Origin of the sequence: Ruegeria sp. HKCCA5491, assembly GCF_013034565.1 — a bacterium.
In the GTDB taxonomy this organism is placed as follows: Bacteria; Pseudomonadota; Alphaproteobacteria; order Rhodobacterales; family Rhodobacteraceae; genus Ruegeria.
In genome coordinates, this window is the sequence record NZ_WQGG01000010.1 from 146,615 (window position 1) to 162,970 (window position 16,356).

The 16,356-nt window shown below is 55.9% G+C and carries 16 protein-coding genes and 2 tRNA genes; 10 read left to right on the top strand and 8 right to left on the bottom strand.

What is annotated here, in order from left to right:
• Positions 1 to 26 precede the first annotated feature (26 nt).
• From gap (GOV88_RS14455) to gap (GOV88_RS14465), 3 genes are all read left to right on the top strand, one after another.
• Entirely contained in the window at positions 27 to 1,028 is a 1,002-nt protein-coding gene (gene gap / locus GOV88_RS14455) for a type I glyceraldehyde-3-phosphate dehydrogenase (protein ID WP_171240871.1), read from the top strand.
• Positions 1,029 to 1,099: 71 nt separating this feature from the next.
• A complete protein-coding gene (locus GOV88_RS14460) occupies positions 1,100 to 1,243 on the top strand; it encodes a hypothetical protein (RefSeq protein WP_171125203.1) in 144 nt (47 codons plus the stop codon).
• An 82-nt stretch (positions 1,244 to 1,325) separates the two neighbouring features.
• Positions 1,326 to 2,330, top strand: a complete 1,005-nt coding sequence (gene gap / locus GOV88_RS14465; protein WP_171240872.1) for a type I glyceraldehyde-3-phosphate dehydrogenase — start codon at positions 1,326 to 1,328, stop codon at positions 2,328 to 2,330.
• On the opposite strand, the gene coaD is transcribed toward gap (GOV88_RS14465), so the two are convergent.
• The 3 genes from coaD to GOV88_RS14480 form a co-directional block, all read right to left on the bottom strand.
• Positions 2,322 to 2,813: a pantetheine-phosphate adenylyltransferase gene (coaD, locus tag GOV88_RS14470; RefSeq protein ID WP_171125207.1), complete on the bottom strand. Its 492-nt coding sequence runs from the start codon at positions 2,811 to 2,813 to the stop codon at positions 2,322 to 2,324. The two genes, gap (GOV88_RS14465) and coaD, sit on opposite strands and share 9 nt — an antisense overlap.
• An 84-nt stretch (positions 2,814 to 2,897) precedes the next feature.
• Positions 2,898 to 3,335 (bottom strand): CBS domain-containing protein, encoded by a 438-nt coding sequence (locus tag GOV88_RS14475; RefSeq protein WP_171121331.1) that lies wholly within the window; start codon positions 3,333 to 3,335, stop codon positions 2,898 to 2,900.
• 60 nt (positions 3,336 to 3,395) lie between these two features.
• Entirely contained in the window at positions 3,396 to 4,298 is a 903-nt protein-coding gene (locus GOV88_RS14480) for a LysR family transcriptional regulator (RefSeq protein WP_171240873.1), read from the bottom strand.
• A 104-nt stretch (positions 4,299 to 4,402) separates the two neighbouring features.
• Between GOV88_RS14480 and GOV88_RS14485 the strand changes: the two genes are divergently transcribed.
• Together GOV88_RS14485 and GOV88_RS14490 are read left to right on the top strand one after the other, a co-directional pair.
• Positions 4,403 to 5,902, top strand: a complete 1,500-nt coding sequence (locus tag GOV88_RS14485; protein ID WP_171121329.1) for a CoA-acylating methylmalonate-semialdehyde dehydrogenase — start codon at positions 4,403 to 4,405, stop codon at positions 5,900 to 5,902.
• 201 nt (positions 5,903 to 6,103) lie between these two features.
• Positions 6,104 to 6,688 carry a L,D-transpeptidase gene (locus tag GOV88_RS14490; protein ID WP_171121705.1) on the top strand — a complete coding sequence of 195 codons (585 nt, stop codon included), beginning with the start codon at positions 6,104 to 6,106 and terminating at the stop codon, positions 6,686 to 6,688.
• A 48-nt stretch (positions 6,689 to 6,736) separates the two neighbouring features.
• Here the strand turns inward: GOV88_RS14490 and GOV88_RS14495 are convergent, their stop codons facing one another.
• Together GOV88_RS14495 and GOV88_RS14500 are read right to left on the bottom strand one after the other, a co-directional pair.
• A complete protein-coding gene (locus tag GOV88_RS14495) occupies positions 6,737 to 7,213 on the bottom strand; it encodes a fasciclin domain-containing protein (RefSeq protein WP_171240874.1) in 477 nt (158 codons plus the stop codon).
• A 71-nt stretch (positions 7,214 to 7,284) separates the two neighbouring features.
• Entirely contained in the window at positions 7,285 to 8,136 is an 852-nt protein-coding gene (locus GOV88_RS14500) for a class I SAM-dependent methyltransferase (protein WP_171240875.1), read from the bottom strand.
• Between the two features lie 141 nt (positions 8,137 to 8,277).
• On the opposite strand from GOV88_RS14500, the gene GOV88_RS14505 reads away from it, so the two are divergent.
• From GOV88_RS14505 to GOV88_RS14525, 5 genes are all read left to right on the top strand, one after another.
• Complete coding sequence (locus GOV88_RS14505; protein ID WP_171211557.1) at positions 8,278 to 9,393, top strand: carboxylate-amine ligase; 1,116 nt, start codon at positions 8,278 to 8,280, stop codon at positions 9,391 to 9,393.
• A 128-nt stretch (positions 9,394 to 9,521) separates the two neighbouring features.
• The gene (locus GOV88_RS14510) at positions 9,522 to 10,664 is read left to right on the top strand and encodes an acyl-CoA dehydrogenase family protein (protein ID WP_171240876.1); all 1,143 of its coding nucleotides are present in this window, start codon (positions 9,522 to 9,524) and stop codon (positions 10,662 to 10,664) included.
• Positions 10,665 to 10,671: 7 nt separating this feature from the next.
• The gene (locus GOV88_RS14515) at positions 10,672 to 11,712 is read left to right on the top strand and encodes an enoyl-CoA hydratase/isomerase family protein (protein WP_171240877.1); all 1,041 of its coding nucleotides are present in this window, start codon (positions 10,672 to 10,674) and stop codon (positions 11,710 to 11,712) included.
• 3 nt (positions 11,713 to 11,715) lie between these two features.
• The gene (gene mmsB, locus GOV88_RS14520) at positions 11,716 to 12,588 is read left to right on the top strand and encodes a 3-hydroxyisobutyrate dehydrogenase (RefSeq protein WP_171240878.1); all 873 of its coding nucleotides are present in this window, start codon (positions 11,716 to 11,718) and stop codon (positions 12,586 to 12,588) included.
• Between the two features lie 94 nt (positions 12,589 to 12,682).
• On the top strand, positions 12,683 to 13,072 hold the full coding sequence (locus tag GOV88_RS14525) for a hypothetical protein (RefSeq protein WP_254447336.1): 390 nt from the start codon (positions 12,683 to 12,685) through the stop codon (positions 13,070 to 13,072).
• A 19-nt stretch (positions 13,073 to 13,091) separates the two neighbouring features.
• On the opposite strand, the gene uvrA is transcribed toward GOV88_RS14525, so the two are convergent.
• The 3 genes from uvrA to GOV88_RS14540 form a co-directional block, all read right to left on the bottom strand.
• Complete coding sequence (gene uvrA, locus GOV88_RS14530) at positions 13,092 to 15,950, bottom strand: excinuclease ABC subunit UvrA (protein ID WP_171240879.1); 2,859 nt, start codon at positions 15,948 to 15,950, stop codon at positions 13,092 to 13,094.
• A gap of 177 nt (positions 15,951 to 16,127) precedes the next feature.
• A tRNA-Asp gene (locus GOV88_RS14535) sits at positions 16,128 to 16,204 on the bottom strand.
• Between the two features lie 45 nt (positions 16,205 to 16,249).
• Positions 16,250 to 16,326, bottom strand: a tRNA-Asp gene (locus tag GOV88_RS14540).
• Positions 16,327 to 16,356: the final 30 nt, after the last annotated feature.

Here is a 16,356-nt window from a genome sequence, read left to right on the forward strand (position 1 = left end):
ACGCAAGCGCATTTTGGAGACGTCAGATGACCATCAAGGTCGGCATCAATGGTTTTGGCCGTATCGGCCGCTGCACCCTGTCGCATATCGCGGCATCGGCCCGCAACGACATCGAAGTGATCAAGGTCAACGCGACCGGCCCGCTGGAAACCACCGCGCACCTACTGAAGTACGACAGCGTCCATGGCCGGTTCCCTCGTGACGTTGCCATCAACGGCAATACGATGGATTTGGGCCGTGGTCCGATGCAGATGTTCTCGACCTACGATATGAACGAACTGGACTGGGAAGGCTGCGACGTCGTTCTTGAATGTACCGGCAAGTTCAACGACGGCCTGAAGGCAAAGACTCACCTTGAGCGCGGCGCGCAAAAGGTTCTGTTGTCCGCGCCTGGCAAGAATGTCGACAAAACCATCGTGTATGGCGTGAACCACAACAGCCTGGCCACAGAAGACAAGATGGTCTCGAATGGTTCTTGCACCACGAACTGCCTTGCCCCGCTTGCCAAGGTTCTGGACGAAGGTATCGGGATCGAGCATGGCATAATGACCACGATCCACGCCTATACAGGCGACCAGCCCACACTAGACCGTCGCCACAGCGACCTGTACCGCGCCCGTGCCGCTGCTATGTCGATGATCCCGACCTCGACCGGCGCGGCCAAGGCGCTGGGTGAAGTGCTGCCTAACCTAAAGGGGCGTCTGGATGGATCAGCCATCCGTGTTCCGACGCCGAATGTTTCTGCCGTAGACCTGACCTTCCGCGCGGCGCGTGACGTAAGCGTGGACGAAGTGAACGCCATCGTCCGCGAAGCCTCGCAAGGTCATATGCAGCGCGTGCTGGGCTATGAGCCCGCGCCGCTGGTTTCGACCGACTTCAACCATACCGAAGAAAGCTCGATCTTCGCGCCGGACCAGACTCGCGTCGTCAATGACCGCATGGTCCGGGTGCTGGCGTGGTACGACAACGAATGGGCCTTCTCGGTGCGTATGGCCGACGTCGCTGTTGCGATGGGGCGTCTTAACTAAGACGTCGTTGAAATCTTGAACATATTTACCCGCTCAGGTTATCTGGGCGGGTGTTTTCGTTCGGGGCCCAAATGACCAATCAAATCGCAATCTGGCTGGGTCTATTGCTTCTGGGCGGCGCTTTTCTGGACTTTGCCCTGTTTGGACCCGAACATTTCGTGTTCCTCGGCAAGAAATTCTATGCCTTTCTGGATTGGATCGCCTTCTGGCGATGACAGAGGTTTTGCTTGACTTTTTCGTCGTTCTGACGTTGTTAGCGCTAACTAGAACATGGCCGATACACGGACGGAGCAAACCATGACACTCAAACTGGCAATCAATGGATTTGGACGCATCGGACGCAACGTGTTGCGGGCTGTTATGGAAAATGGCCGGACCGATGTTGAAATCGTCGCCATCAACGATCTGGCAAAACCGGAAATGAATGCGCATCTGTTCGAGTTTGACAGTGTCCATGGCCGCTATTCCAAACCCGTAACCCTGTCGGATGCCGGTATGGATGTCGGTGCAGGCCCTATCCGACTGACCGGCGAGCGGGACCCTGAGACTCTTGACTGGTCCGATGTGGACGTTGTCCTGGAATGTACCGGCGTGTTCCGCACGCGCGAGGCAGCCGCCCGCCATCTGGAGAACGGGTCGAAAAAGGTTCTGATCTCGGCCCCGGCACGTGGAGACGATGGCGTTAAAACAGTCGTATTCGGCGTAAACGACCACGAACTGACGGCGCAGGACACCATCGTTTCAAACGCCTCGTGCACCACAAACTGCCTGTCACCAGTCGCTGCCGCTTTGGATGCGGGCCTTGGCATTGTCCATGGCAACATGACGACGGTTCATGCCTATACCGCCAGTCAGCCGGTGCACGATTCCGCGGGCAAGGACCCCTATCTATCACGCGCGGCGGCTCTGTCGATGATCCCGACAACAACCGGTGCTGCATCCGCCGTTGGTCTTGTATTGCCGCAGTTGCAGGGCAAACTGACCGGTCAAGCCATCCGCGTGCCGACGCCGAATGTCTCGGTCGTTGATCTGGTGGCCGAGGTCTCGCGCGCGACCACAGAAGACGAGGTCAACGCCTTGTTTGTCGAAGCGGCGGCTAAAATCCCCGGCGTATTGGCGGCCGAACAACGCCCGCTTATCTCCGTCGATTTTAACCACGATTCCCACAGCTCAACCGTGTCGCTGCCCGAGACAAAGGTCACCGACGGTACTCTGGTCCGGGTGTTGGCCTGGTATGACAATGAATGGGGATTCTCGAACCGGATGCTGGATACCGCAGCGGCGATGGGTGCGTTATCCTAAGCGCGCTTTCAATGCTGTATTGACGCGGGGTGTGACGAATTTCGATACGTCCCCGTCCAGCCGGGCGATTTCTTTAACCAGTTTCGACGCGATCGCCTGGTGACGTGCTTCGGCCATCAGGAAAACGGTTTCCACCGAATTATCCAATGCGCGATTCATGCCAACCATTTGAAATTCATACTCAAAGTCGGCAACCGCGCGCAAACCACGCACGATAATCTGCGCGCCGACATCGCGGGCGCAGTCGATCAGAAGGTTTTCAAAGGGATGTGCGATGATTTCAGTACCCGTTTGCTCCGTCAGAAGTGCGCATTCCGCCTCGATCATGGCGACGCGTTCTTCCAGGGTGAACAAGGGGCCTTTGTCCCGATTAATTGCGACGCCAATCACTAGCTTGTCGACAAGCGCGGAAGCGCGGCGAATGATGTCGATATGACCCAAAGTGATCGGATCAAAAGTTCCGGGATACAATCCAACCCTCATCGCGGCCTCCTGCGCAACAAAATTTCTGCGCAAGCAAACATAACTCTGCCGCAGGTGCAATAGGAAGTAAGGTTTGAGGGGTGATTAATGCCCCATGATCATCGTTTCCAGCGCTTCCTTTTCCATTGCAAGTTCTGACAATTGCGCTTTGACGACATCGCCCAGGGTGACAATTCCAATCAACTGTCCGTCTTCCACAACCGGCATGTGGCGAAAGCGGCCGGTCGTCATGCGTTGAAGAACATCTTGCACACTGTCCTGCCGCGTTGCGGTTTCCAGATCACTCGTCATATAGGCACTGACGGACCGATTCAGACAGCCACTGCCACTTGCGGCCAATTCCCGCACGATGTCACGTTCGGAAAGGATACCGGATGCTGTTTCCCCACCATCCACAGACACCACGACCGTACCAATCCGTTTTTCCGCTAGTATTTTCGAAGCCTCGGACACGGTAATATCGGGGGTAACAGTAACGACCCCCTCGGTGGCCTTGGATTTCAGAATGGTCTGTACAAGCATATAGATAACCTCCGAAATAACTTCCTGTTTTACAAAGCGTTGCCGGAATGTCTAAACCTGTCAAGGTGAAGCTTCGGCCTCAAGCCGCTCAACCTCTTCGCGAATACCAAGCGTCAGGGCCTGCGCAAAACGGTTCAATCGTTCATTTCGTTGGTCTCCCTGATGGCGGACAAGGTGAAAACTTCGGGTCAGACTTACCTGATCCGTCAGTATTTTCTGCAAACATGGATGGAACGGCAGGGTAAAGTCATGCGCCATGCAAATACCTGAGCCCAGCGAGACTTGCCTCAGTTGAACCGAAACCGAATTCGATGCAAGCGCGACACGGTCAACACCGATATCGACCAGATAATCCAGTTCGCGATCAAAGATCATGTCCGGGATGTAACCGATCAGCCTGTGCCCACTCAAAGCCTCGACTGAGTTGATTGTGGGGTGAGCGTGCAGGTAATCCTGCGTTGCAACCAGATGTAACCTATAGTCCGTGATCTTCTGAACCAGCAACTTCCCCGCTGTCGGCGCGCTTACCGTCACCGCCATGTCCGCTTCGCGGCGTGACAGGTTTATGACGCGCGGTAAGGCCAGGATTTGTATATCCAGTTCAGGATTGGCTTCGCAGATCTTCGCGCAAACCTGCGGCAAAAGATAATTGGCGCATCCATCAGGTGCCCCGATCCGAATTTGGCCGCTCATCGTCTTGGACGATCCAGCCAACGCACCAGACGCAGCACGCATGGCCCCTTCCGCCTTCAGCCCGTATTCCAGAAGGCGCTCACCGGCGGTGGTCAGCAAATATCCCTGCGGGGACTTTGAAAAAAGCGGTGTGTCCAGTGACATTTCAAGCCGCCCGATCCTGCGCCCGACCGTAGCGGGATCAATTTTGAGCAAACGTCCAGCCGCCGACAGACTTTCCTCGCGGGCAACCGCAAGAAATACACGCATATCATCCCAGTTTGGCGTCACGTTTTATCCCATTGCATTTTTGCAAAGCACCTTTGGGAGATTGCCTCTGTTCACGCGATTTATGCAAGCCTATTCTGCCCGCAAATCTATCGGAGGAAATGGAAATGTCCGAACTGTCCCACTTTATCAATGGCGAGAATGTCGCTGGCACGTCTGGTCGCTTCGACGATGTGTTCAATCCGGCAACAGGCGAAGTTCAGTACAAATGCCCCATGGCAAGCGCTGCTGAAACCACCGCTGCGATCGAAAGTGCGGCGGCGGCGCAACCTGCTTGGGGCGCGACAAACCCTCAGAAACGCGCGCGTGTTATGATGGCAATGGTTCATCTGATGAACCGCGATATGGACAAACTGGCTGAGGCACTCAGCCGTGAACACGGCAAAACCATCCCGGACGCCAAGGGTGACCTTCAACGCGGGCTGGAAGTGATCGAGTACTGCATCGGCGCGCCTCAGATGTTGAAGGGTGAGTTCACGGACAGCGCGGGTCCGGGCATCGACATGTATTCGATGCGTCAACCGTTGGGTGTTGTGGCCTCGATCATGCCGTTCAACTTCCCGGCGATGATGCCTCTATGGCATGTGGGCCCTGCTTTGGCCTGTGGTAACGCTGTCGTTTTGAAACCGTCCGAACGTGACCCCTCGGTTCCGCTGATGCTGGCCGAACTGTTCATCGAGGCAGGTCTGCCCAAAGGCGTCTTTCAGGTCGTGAATGGCGATAAAGAGGCCGTCGATACCCTGCTGGACAGCGAAATTATTCAGGGCGTGTCTTTCGTGGGCTCGACCCCGATTGCACAGTACATCTATTCCCGCGCCACGGCGAACGGCAAACGTGCTCAGTGCTTTGGCGGTGCCAAGAACCACATGATCGTGATGCCGGATGCAGACATGGATCAGGCCGCCGATGCGCTGGTCGGTGCGGGTTTCGGCGCAGCAGGCGAACGCTGCATGGCGATTTCGGTTGCGGTTCCCGTTGGGGAAGAAGCAGCCGACGCGTTGATCGAAAAGCTGATCCCGCGCATCGAAAAACTCAAAGTTGGCCCCTATACTGCAGGTGATGACGTGGACATGGGCCCCGTTGTTACAGCCGCCGCGAAAGAACGCATTTTGGGCCTGATCAACTCGGGCGTGGAACAGGGCGCAAAACTGGTCGTCGATAATCGCGATTTCAGCCTGCAAGGCTATGAGGACGGTTTCTTTGTCGGTCCTCACCTGTTCGACCACGTGACGCCTGAGATGGATATCTACAAGCAGGAGATCTTCGGTCCTGTCCTGTCCACCGTCCGCGCCGGTTCTTATGAGGAAGCGCTGAAGCTGGCGATGGACCATGAATACGGCAACGGCACCGCGATCTTTACCCGTGATGGTGACACCGCACGCGACTTTTCAAGCCGCGTGAATATCGGCATGGTCGGCGTCAATGTACCGATCCCTGTTCCGCTGGCCTATCACACCTTTGGCGGCTGGAAGAAGTCCATGTTCGGTGACCTGAACCAGCACGGCCCTGACAGCTTTAAGTTCTATACCCGCACCAAGACCGTTACGGCCCGCTGGCCCTCGGGCATCAAGGAAGGTGGCGAGTTTAACTTCAAAGCCATGGACTGATTAAAAGCGTCCCCCATGAACACCAAACCCGGCCTGTATTGGCCGGGTTTTTTCGGCAAAGCTCTGCCGAAATCCAAGTTTTTGGCGAACTCACGATAAGTTCAAACTGACACCACTGGCAAATCCGTGCCGGCAGCAATATTTTACCTCAAATTTGTTCGAGCAGTTCCTGATCCGGAGGCAACATTGTCAAACCCCCGTATGACCCGCCGCACAGCTTTGTTGGGTGCAGCGTCCTTGCTGGCAACACCTGCTTTGGTGCGCGCGCAAAGCACGGATGCATTCCCGCAAACAGAAGATGCGATCAGCACACAGTTGCCTGTACGCCGCAATGTATCCTCGTTCTCGCAACAGAACTGGCAGGATCACTTTGACCAGTTGGGGGTTGGGTGTCTGCTGGCCGATATTACCAGCCGCGCGGTCCACTACTGGGGTCCGGATGGAACCTATAAACTGTACCCAAGTTCCGTTCCCATGAGCGAAGAACTGACCAAGCGCGGATATACCGAAGTGGTACGCAAGCGAGAAAACCCAAGTTGGACACCAACCGCGTCAATGCGCGAACGCGATCCCTCGTTGCCCGTTAGAATGGAGGGCGGAGACCCCGGTAATCCATTGGGCACCCGCGCGATGTATTTGGGCTGGCCAGCGTATCTGGTTCACGGAACACACGACACGCGTAAGATCGGACGCCAAAGTTCGTCTGGGTGTATCGGTCTGTATAACCAGCATGTTGAGGAGTTGTATCCTCTGGTTAAAGTCGGAACCCAAGTTCGACTGATCTGACAACAAAGCCCCGGTCACAAGGACCGGGGCTTTTTTTCTGATGAGTGATTACTCAGGCAGGATCACTGCGTCCACAACATGAATGACGCCGTTGCTTGCTTCGATGTCGGCTTGTACGACCTCTGCACCATTCACTTTGACGCCGTTCTTGGCATTCACGCTCAAACGATCGCCCTGAACGGTCAGAACCTTGGCGCGCTTCCCGGCAATATCACCCGACATCACCTTGGCGGGAACAACATGGTAAGTCAGAATCTCGACAAGTTGATCCTTGTTTTCAGGCAGCAGCAAAGTTTCCACGGTGCCTTCGGGCAGAGCGGCAAACGCTTCGTCGGTCGGCGCGAAAACTGTGTAAGGTCCGTTCCCTTTCAGCGTGTCGACGAGACCGGCGGCTTGAACGGCTGCGACCAGCGTATTGAATGACCCGGCAGAAACTGCGGTGTCCACGATGTCAGCGGCCTGAGCCTTTACTGGCAGTGTCAGTGCGATTGCGGCGGCTGCGCTCATGAATGTGCGGCGGAACATGGCTGTTAACTCCTCTCCAGCGTTGTATGGAAAGGGGTACGCACCTTTGCGGAAGCCGGATCACAATGAGGTCAATTTTCTTTTATCTGCACCCAAATACTTTGCGCCCGACCGTCCTTTAGGAAAGGCAGGGCTTCCACCGCATCCAGACGATCCTGTTGCAGGTAATATCCCGGCCAAAGCATTGAAAAGGCGTCAGATTGCAACAGGGCGTGCAGCATATACTGCTCGCCCCAACCCGGACAATCATAGAAGAAACGCTTGGGATATTCGTAAGGCAGAAAAACATCGTGCACGTGGATGACGACGCCGGGTTTCAGGTTCGGAATGATCCGACAGAACAAATGCGCGACGTCGTTGCTCATACGGACAACATGGCTGGAGTCGATGAACAATACGTCACCGGATTCAAGCTGATCGAATACCGATGGATCGACATCTTCCAGCCGTTTTTGCTCGAACTGATCCACCACATGCGCGATGTCTGCACGCGGAAACGGGTCGATCGCGGTTATCTGCGTGTCCAGCCCTGCGTCAATGATCGCCTGACGTGTAACGCGTGTCGAATTTCCGCAGCCGACCTCGATCACCCGTTTGGGCTGAAACCTGCGGATCATGAGATACAGCGCGTCTGCGTCGGGGCTGTCGTAATACCCGTTTCCAACGCGATACCCGGTTTGATTGCGCGCGGGGTCTTTCAAGGCGTCCAGTGCGGCTGCGTGCTGGCGATATTCGTCGGCCAACTGCGTGATGTCGAACCTATCCATCCCAGGAGAAAGCGCATAGGCCGGGCGGGTCAGCCCCCCTGCCCGTTCAAACGCCTCAAGACGGGCGCGCTCCTCGCGCTCTGTCACCTTGTCGATCAGTTTTACTCCAAACTGGTCAAGCACCGTATTCAGCCGAGGGAATTTCCTGGGTTTCAATCGAAGACTCCGGGTTTGGATTTCATTTGATCCTGTCCTTACATTTGGAGACAGGCAGTCCGCAAGCACCGCGCGGGTAAACACTTGGCAAAAATCCAAATTCCGTATTCACTGGTCCGATAATCAACCATGAGGGCCGCCATGCAGCAGGAATTCACACTGGGCATCGAGGAAGAATATCTGCTGGTTGACCGTGACAGTCTTGAACTTGCCGAAGCACCCGAAGCCCTTATGGAAGCGTGTCAGGCGGATTTTGAAGGGCAAGTCAGCCCGGAATTCCTGCAATGTCAAATTGAGGTCGGCACCCGCCCCCACACAACGATCGGTTCAGCCCGAGAAGACCTAAAGCGGCTGCGTAGCTGCGTCGCAAGCCGTGCCGCAGACTACAATCTGGCGCCCATTGCGGTATCTTGTCATCCTTTTGCGGATTGGAAGAAACAGCATCACACACGAAAAGACAGGTATGATGCCCTGCATCACGCGCTGGGCGGTGTCGCGCGCCGTATGCTCATCTGTGGGATGCATGTCCATGTCGGCGTCGAGGACCCGGCTTTGCGGGCCGACCTGATGCCTCAGTTGTCATACTTTCTGCCGCACCTTTTGGCCCTGTCCACGTCCTCGCCCTATTGGAACGGCGAGGATACCGGCCTGTCGTCCTATCGCCTGACCGTTTTCGATAACCTACCCCGCACGGGTCTTCCGCCAGTGCTGGCAAGCTGGGCGGATTATGAACGGACGACCGGGATACTGGTCGAGCTGGGGGTCATCGAAGACACCTCGAAAATCTGGTGGGACTTGCGACCGTCCCATCGTTTTCCAACGCTCGAGACCCGGATAATGGACGTTCAGCCACGCTTGGAACACGCCTTGTCCCTGGCCGCGATGGTGCAAGCCCTGACGCGTATGCTGTGCCGATTAAAGGATCGTAACCTGCGGTGGCGTCAATACGACCGTTTTCTCATTGGAGAAAACCGATGGCGTGCGCAGCGTTACGGCGTTGGTGAGGGGATGATAGATTTTGGCGATCGTTCCATCAAACCGATGCCCGAACTCATGGGGGAGTTGATGGGATTACTTGCCGAAGACGCCGAGGCATTGGGGACCATGACCGAACTGGCCCGCCTACAGCAAATCGCTCAGAACGGCACATCGGCCACCCGCCAGCGTCGCGTTTATGCAGAAGCCACAGCCCGGGACGAAGATCCCGGAAAGGCCGTCGTCAAACACCTGATAGAGGAATACCACGCGGATCTCTGACTAGGAATTCGGCGGCTTAATCCCGAACCGCCGGTACCCCGCTGGGGAATTGCTGACCGTGAAAAATTTCTGTAAGAATTCGGAAATAAACACTTGTTCAATTCATCCGACGGCGTGGGAGGCAAGCCATGGACTTCGCAATGACCGAAGAGCAAACAGCGATCTTCGATATGGCCTATGATTTTGGCCAGGAAAACATCGCCCCTTACGCGCGCCAGTGGGAGGCCGACGGAACGATCCCCAAGGACCTGTGGCCCCGGATCGGCAAACTGGGGTTCGGAGCGCTATATGTTTCAGAAGACGGTGGTGGATCGGGCCTCAGCCGATTGGACGCCACCCTGGTGTTCGAAGCACTGTCCATGGCCTGCCCCTCAGTCGCGGCCTTTTTGTCGATCCACAACATGTGCGCCAAGATGCTGGACAGCTTTGCCAGCGATGAGTTGAAGTCGCGCATCATGCCAGAGGTTCTAAGCCTGAACACCGTACTCAGCTATTGCCTGACAGAACCAGGTTCGGGCTCGGACGCCGCGGCGCTTAAGACCCGGGCGGCGCGTACGAACGAAGGCTACACTCTGAACGGAACCAAAGCTTTCATCTCGGGTGGTGGCTATTCCGATGCTTATGTTTGCATGGTTCGCACGGGCGAGGACGGACCAAAAGGCATCTCGACTGTCTATGTCGAAGACGGAACGCCCGGCCTTAGCTTTGGTGCGCTGGAACAAAAAATGGGATGGAAAAGCCAACCCACCGCGCAGGTTCAGTTTGACGATTGCAAGATTCCAGCTGGGAACCTTGTCGGTGCCGAAGGTGACGGGTTCAAATATGCCATGATGGGGCTGGATGGCGGGCGCCTGAACATTGCCTCGTGTTCTCTGGGCGCAGCGCAAACCGGGTTGAACATGACCTTGCAATATATGTCCGAGCGCAAAGCCTTTGGGCAATCTATTGATCAGTTTCAGGCCCTACAGTTCCGTCTTGCCGATATGGAGATTGAACTGCAAGCCGCCCGCACCTTCCTGCGTCAGGCCGCGTGGAAGCTGGACCAAGGCGCGCCCGACGCGACAAAATTCTGCGCCATGGCGAAGAAATTCGTGACAGAAACCGGGTCAAAAGTCGTGGACCAATGTCTGCAGCTTCATGGCGGTTATGGCTATCTTGCTGACTACGGGATCGAAAAGCTTGTCCGCGACCTGCGTGTTCATCAGATTCTGGAAGGCACAAACGAGATCATGCGCGTCATCGTTTCGCGTCAAATGCTGGCCCAACGCTGAGGTCCGAATGTCAGACATCGAAATCCGTACCGAAGGCCGCGCTGGACGCATTACGTTGACCCGGCCGCAGGCGCTTAATGCGCTCAGCTACGACATGTGCATGGCTATTGACGCAGCGATGCGAAATTGGCGCGAGGATGACACCGTCGATTTAGTCATTTTGGATGCGGTGGGGGAAAAGGCATTCTGTGCAGGTGGCGATATTGCCGAACTGTATGAAACAGGCACAAAGGGCGATTTCGACTATGGACGAACGTTCTGGCGGGATGAATACCGGCTTAACACGCTGATCTTTGAATACCCGAAGCCAGTTGTCAGCTTTCTACAAGGTTTCACGATGGGTGGCGGGGTCGGAATTGGATGCCACGGCAGCCACAGAATTGTTTGCGAATCCAGCCAGATCGCGTTGCCTGAATGCGGCATCGGTCTGATCCCTGACGTTGGAAGCTCGCTTATGTTGGCGTTGGCACCGGGTCGTCTGGGCGAATATCTGGGAACGACCGGCTACCGCATGGGGCCCGGCGACGCAATTTATGCGGGGTTCGCGGATACTTTCATCCCTTCGTCCCAATGGCCCAACATCATACAGCTTTTGGAAGCGTCCGGCGACGTTGAACATCTTGCCAACCATGCGCAGACACCACCGGACAGTAGCTTGACCATCGCTCAAGCTGAGATCGACACTGGCTTCGGAGGTGAAGGCCTGGCCGATATTCTGAACACTCTACACCATTCAGAGGATGAGTTTTCAGCAAACGCCCTGAAGATGATGAAACGTAGCTCACCTTTGTCGATGGCTTGTACCATTGAAATGCTGCACCGCTTGCGTAGTTCAAACCTGTCGATCCGCAAAGCACTTGAGCATGAATATCGCTTTACCTTCCGCGCAATGGAGAGCGGTGATTTACTGGAAGGTATTCGCGCCCAGATCATCGATAAAGACCGCAAGCCGCGCTGGCGCCATAAGGATCAAATTGTTCCGGCTGTGGAGGTATCGAATATGCTTCGGCCGCTCGGTGCGGACACCCTGACATTCGAAGAGGAGTAACGGATGAAAATCGGATTTATTGGTCTTGGGAATATGGGAAATCCGATGGCGGCCAATTTGGCGAAAGCTGGTTATGCCGTAACCGGGTTCGATACCGCGAATGTAAGCGTTCCGGGTGTCGAGATGGCCAGTTCCAGCGCGGACGCGGCTTCGGGCGCTGAAATCGTGATTACGATGCTGCCCAACGGTCAAATCCTGCGTGCCGTCGCCGAAGACATCATTCCATCCATGTCCGAAGGGTCGGTTTGGATTGATTGTTCAACCGTCGACGTAGACAGCGCCCGCGCCGTCGCATCACAGGCTGCCAAGGCCGGAATCTTGGCCGTTGACGCCCCGGTCTCGGGCGGTATTGGCGGGGCCGCTGCAGGAACCTTGACGTTCATGGCGGGCGGCAGTGATGCAGCCTTTGCAAAAGCCGCGCCATTGTTTGACATCATGGGCCAAAAAGCAGTCCATTGCGGTGAATCCGGGGCCGGGCAAGCAGCGAAGATCTGCAACAACATGATCCTTGGCGTCACCATGATCGCAACATGTGAAGCATTCGCCCTGGCTGACAAGCTTGGGCTGGACCGACAAAAGATGTTCGATGTGGTCAGCACCTCGTCTGGATATAGCTGGACAATGAACGCCTATTGTCCAGCTCCGGGTGTAGGTCCAGCCAGCCCTGCAGACAATGACTACCAACCCGGCTTCGCGGCAGAGCTTATGTTGAAAGATTTGCGCCTTAGCCAACAGGCCGCCGAAAGTTCGGATGCTGACACGCCGATGGGACAAGCCGCAACTTCACTGTACGAACGTTTTGTTGAGGCCGAAGATGGTTTAGGCAAGGATTTCTCGGCCATGCTACCACGCTTAGAAAAGCGGGGGCGGGAATAACGGATCACCCTTGGCAGCTTATTGCCCATCGGGTTGACCTGAAAGTTGCCAAGGGCCAACTATGTGACAGAGAAATCGAGCATAGGTGACACAGATGCTGCGGCATTTTAAGGTTCTTTTCCTGACATCGGCTATCGCGTGCAGCTCAACGGCTGTATTCGCGGCCAATGACAACAATCGGGCAAACGACAAAGTATTTCGCGTCCCGAATTCCCCGGTGGTGCTTGCAAAGGGCAAAGCAGGCCATTGCCCTCCGGGGCTTGCGAAGAAAGCCGTGCCGTGTGTGCCGCCCGGGCAAGCGAAAAAATACTACCGAACAGGCGACTACATTGATCGCGACTACCGTTGGATTAATGATCCGTACCGCTATGGCCTGAATCGTGGCGGATCGTATATCCGCGCCGGAGATTACGTTTATCGCGTTGATCCGGAAACGCGAAAGGTTCTGAACCTGATCGGGGCGGTGGCGGACATTCTGTACTGACCGTCGGTTAACACCACCATCACTCTGCCGCGACGCGTGCGCCATCCAGCATCTGTTTCAAATACCGCCCGGTATGGCTGCGCGCTACGTCGGAGACGTCTTCAGGCGTTCCAGTGGCAACGATTTCACCGCCCCCGTCGCCGCCTTCGGGGCCGATATCAATGATATGATCTGCCGTCTTCACGACATCCAGATTATGTTCGATGACGACCACGGTGTTACCCTGCTCGACCAGTTCATGAAGCACTTCGAGCAGCTTGCGCACGTCTTCGAAGTGCAGGCCCGTCGTCGGTTCGTCCAGAATATAAAGCGTCCGACCGGTTGAGCGTTTCGACAACTCTTTCGACAGTTTTACCCGCTGCGCTTCGCCACCAGATAGTGTCGTTGCCTGTTGGCCGACCTTGATATAACCCAGTCCGACGCGGGCCAGCGCATCCATCTTGTCGCGGATCGAGGGCACGGCCTTAAAGAACTCCTGCGCATCTTCTACTGTCATATCAAGGACATCTGCGATGGACTTACCCTTGAATTTGATCTCAAGCGTCTCGCGGTTGTAGCGCGCGCCTTTGCAGGTTTCGCAGGTGACATAGACATCGGGCAGAAAGTGCATCTCAATCTTGATGACGCCATCGCCCTGACAGGCTTCGCACCGGCCACCTTTGACGTTAAAGCTGAAGCGACCGGGTTTATAGCCGCGTGCCTTTGCTTCTGGCAGACCGGCAAACCAATCCCGTATCGGTGTGAACGCCCCAGTATAAGTCGCTGGATTCGAACGCGGAGTTCGGCCAATAGGCCGCTGGTCGATGTCGATAACCTTGTCCAGATGCTCCAACCCTTTGATCGTCTCACAGGGCGCTGGTGTTTGCCGCGCCCCGTTCAGGCGCATCGAGGCCGTTTTGAACAATGTCTCAATTGTCAGAGTGGATTTACCGCCGCCAGAGACCCCGGTCACACAAACGAACTTGCCTAACGGGAATTCCGCCGTGACATTCTTGAGATTGTTTCCCGTCGCTTTGACAACGGTGACTTTCTTCTTGTTGCCCTTGCGGCGCTTTGCGGGAACCGAGATTTCCCGCGTTCCGGCCAGATACTGCCCCGTCATCGAGGCCGCATCTGCCGCAATTTCAGACGGCGTACCCTGGCTCACGACCTGTCCACCGTGCACACCGGCGCCGGGGCCGATGTCGAATACATAATCAGCCTCACGTATGGCTTCTTCATCATGCTCGACCACAATTACGGTGTTGCCTTGATCCCGAAGGTTTTTCAAAGTTCCGAGCAGCCGATCATTGTCGCGTTGATGCAAGCCAATTGAGGGTTCATCCAAGACATAAAGCACCCCAGTCAGACCCGACCCGATCTGGCTGGCCAAGCGAATGCGCTGACTTTCCCCACCCGAAAGCGTTCCACTTGAGCGCGACAGCGTAAGGTATTCCAATCCCACGTTATTCAGAAACCCAAGGCGTTCGCGAATTTCCTTTAGAATGGCCCGCGCGATCTCATTCTTCTGAACGCTCAGGTGATTTGGCGCATCCTCGACCCACGCCAGGGCCTCACGGATCGACATCTGAACCACCTGCCCTACATGCAGACCCGCGATCTTAACCGCCAGAGCTTCGGGCCGCAGACGATAGCCTTCGCAGGTCCCGCACGGCCGGTTGTTCTGATACCTCTCGAATTCTTCACGGATCCATGCGCTGTCGGTTTCACGATAGCGGCGCTCCATGTTCGGGATCACACCTTCAAAGCTGCGTGTCACCTGATAGACGCGCCCGCCCTCATCATAGCGGAACTGGATTTCCTCATCGCCCGAGCCCCGCAAAAACACCTGCTGGACGTTCTTGGGCAAGTCTTTCCACTGGGTATTCTTGTCGAACTCATAATGCCGCGCGATGGCTTCGATCGTCTGCAGAAAGTACGGGGATTTCCCTTTGCGCCATGGGGCAAGCGCCCCGTCATACAGCTTGAGCGTTTGATCGGGCACCACAAGGCGTTCGTCAAAGAACAGTTCAACACCCAGCCCGTCGCAATCCGGACATGCACCGAAAGGCGCGTTGAAGGAAAACAGACGGGGTTCGATCTCGGGGATGGTGAACCCACTGACTGGGCAGGCAAAGTTTTCGCTAAAGGTGATGCGCTCGGGGTCGCCCTCACGTGGAGCAGTTTCCAAGATCGCAATCCCGTCTGCCAAATCCAGCGCGGTGCGCAAGCTGTCTGCAAGCCGCGTTTCCATTCCTTCCCGCACGACAAGGCGGTCAACAACCACGTCAATGTCATGCCGAAACTTCTTATCCAAAGTCGGTGGCTCATCCAGTTCGTAGAACTCTCCGTCCACTTTGACGCGCTGAAAGCCCTGTTTACGAAGTTCAAGGAACTCTTTCTTATATTCGCCTTTCCGGTCTCGTACGATCGGAGCAAGAAGGTATCCGCGTGTGCCCTCCTCCATGGACATGATACGGTCGACCATATCCTGAACCTGCTGCGCTTCGATTGGTAAGCCCGTTGCGGGGCTGTACGGCGTTCCAGCACGCGCGAACAGAAGGCGCATGTAGTCGTAAATTTCGGTCACCGTTCCCACTGTCGAACGCGGATTCTTGGAGGTCGTCTTCTGCTCGATGGAAATCGCTGGGGAAAGACCGCTGATGTGATCCACATCCGGCTTTTCCATCATGTCTAAAAACTGACGGGCATAGGCAGAAAGGCTTTCCACATAGCGCCGCTGGCCTTCGGCGTAGATGGTGTCGAACGCCAAGGATGACTTGCCCGAACCGGATAGCCCGGTGATCACCACAAGCTGATCCCGAGGGATATCTACATCAATACTTTTGAGGTTATGTTCACGCGCGCCGCGCACCTCGATATTCTTCAGCTCAGCCATATTCGGCCCCCAACACACAAGTGTCCTAGAAATAGGCGAGCCGCACTGAGTCTCCAACAGAAAAATTAGAACAAACTGTGAACTGTCGGAATATCGCCCATCCCTGCTGACACATACTGACGTACTGCCGATACTCGACGAATTTCGCTCGGAAAAAAGGCAGGTTTTGAGGAAAAGTGGCGCGGTTGACGGGGCTCGAACCCGCGACCCCCGGCGTGACAGGCCGGTACTCTAACCAACTGAGCTACAACCGCGCACTTATTTTCATGGCCTTTACCCTGGACCAAGGTTGGCAGCGATGGCGCGGTTGACGGGGCTCGAACCCGCGACCCCCGGCGTGACAGGCCGGTACTCTAACCAACTGAGCTACAACCGCCCGCTGCCCGTTCGTTGCTGAACGTTGGGG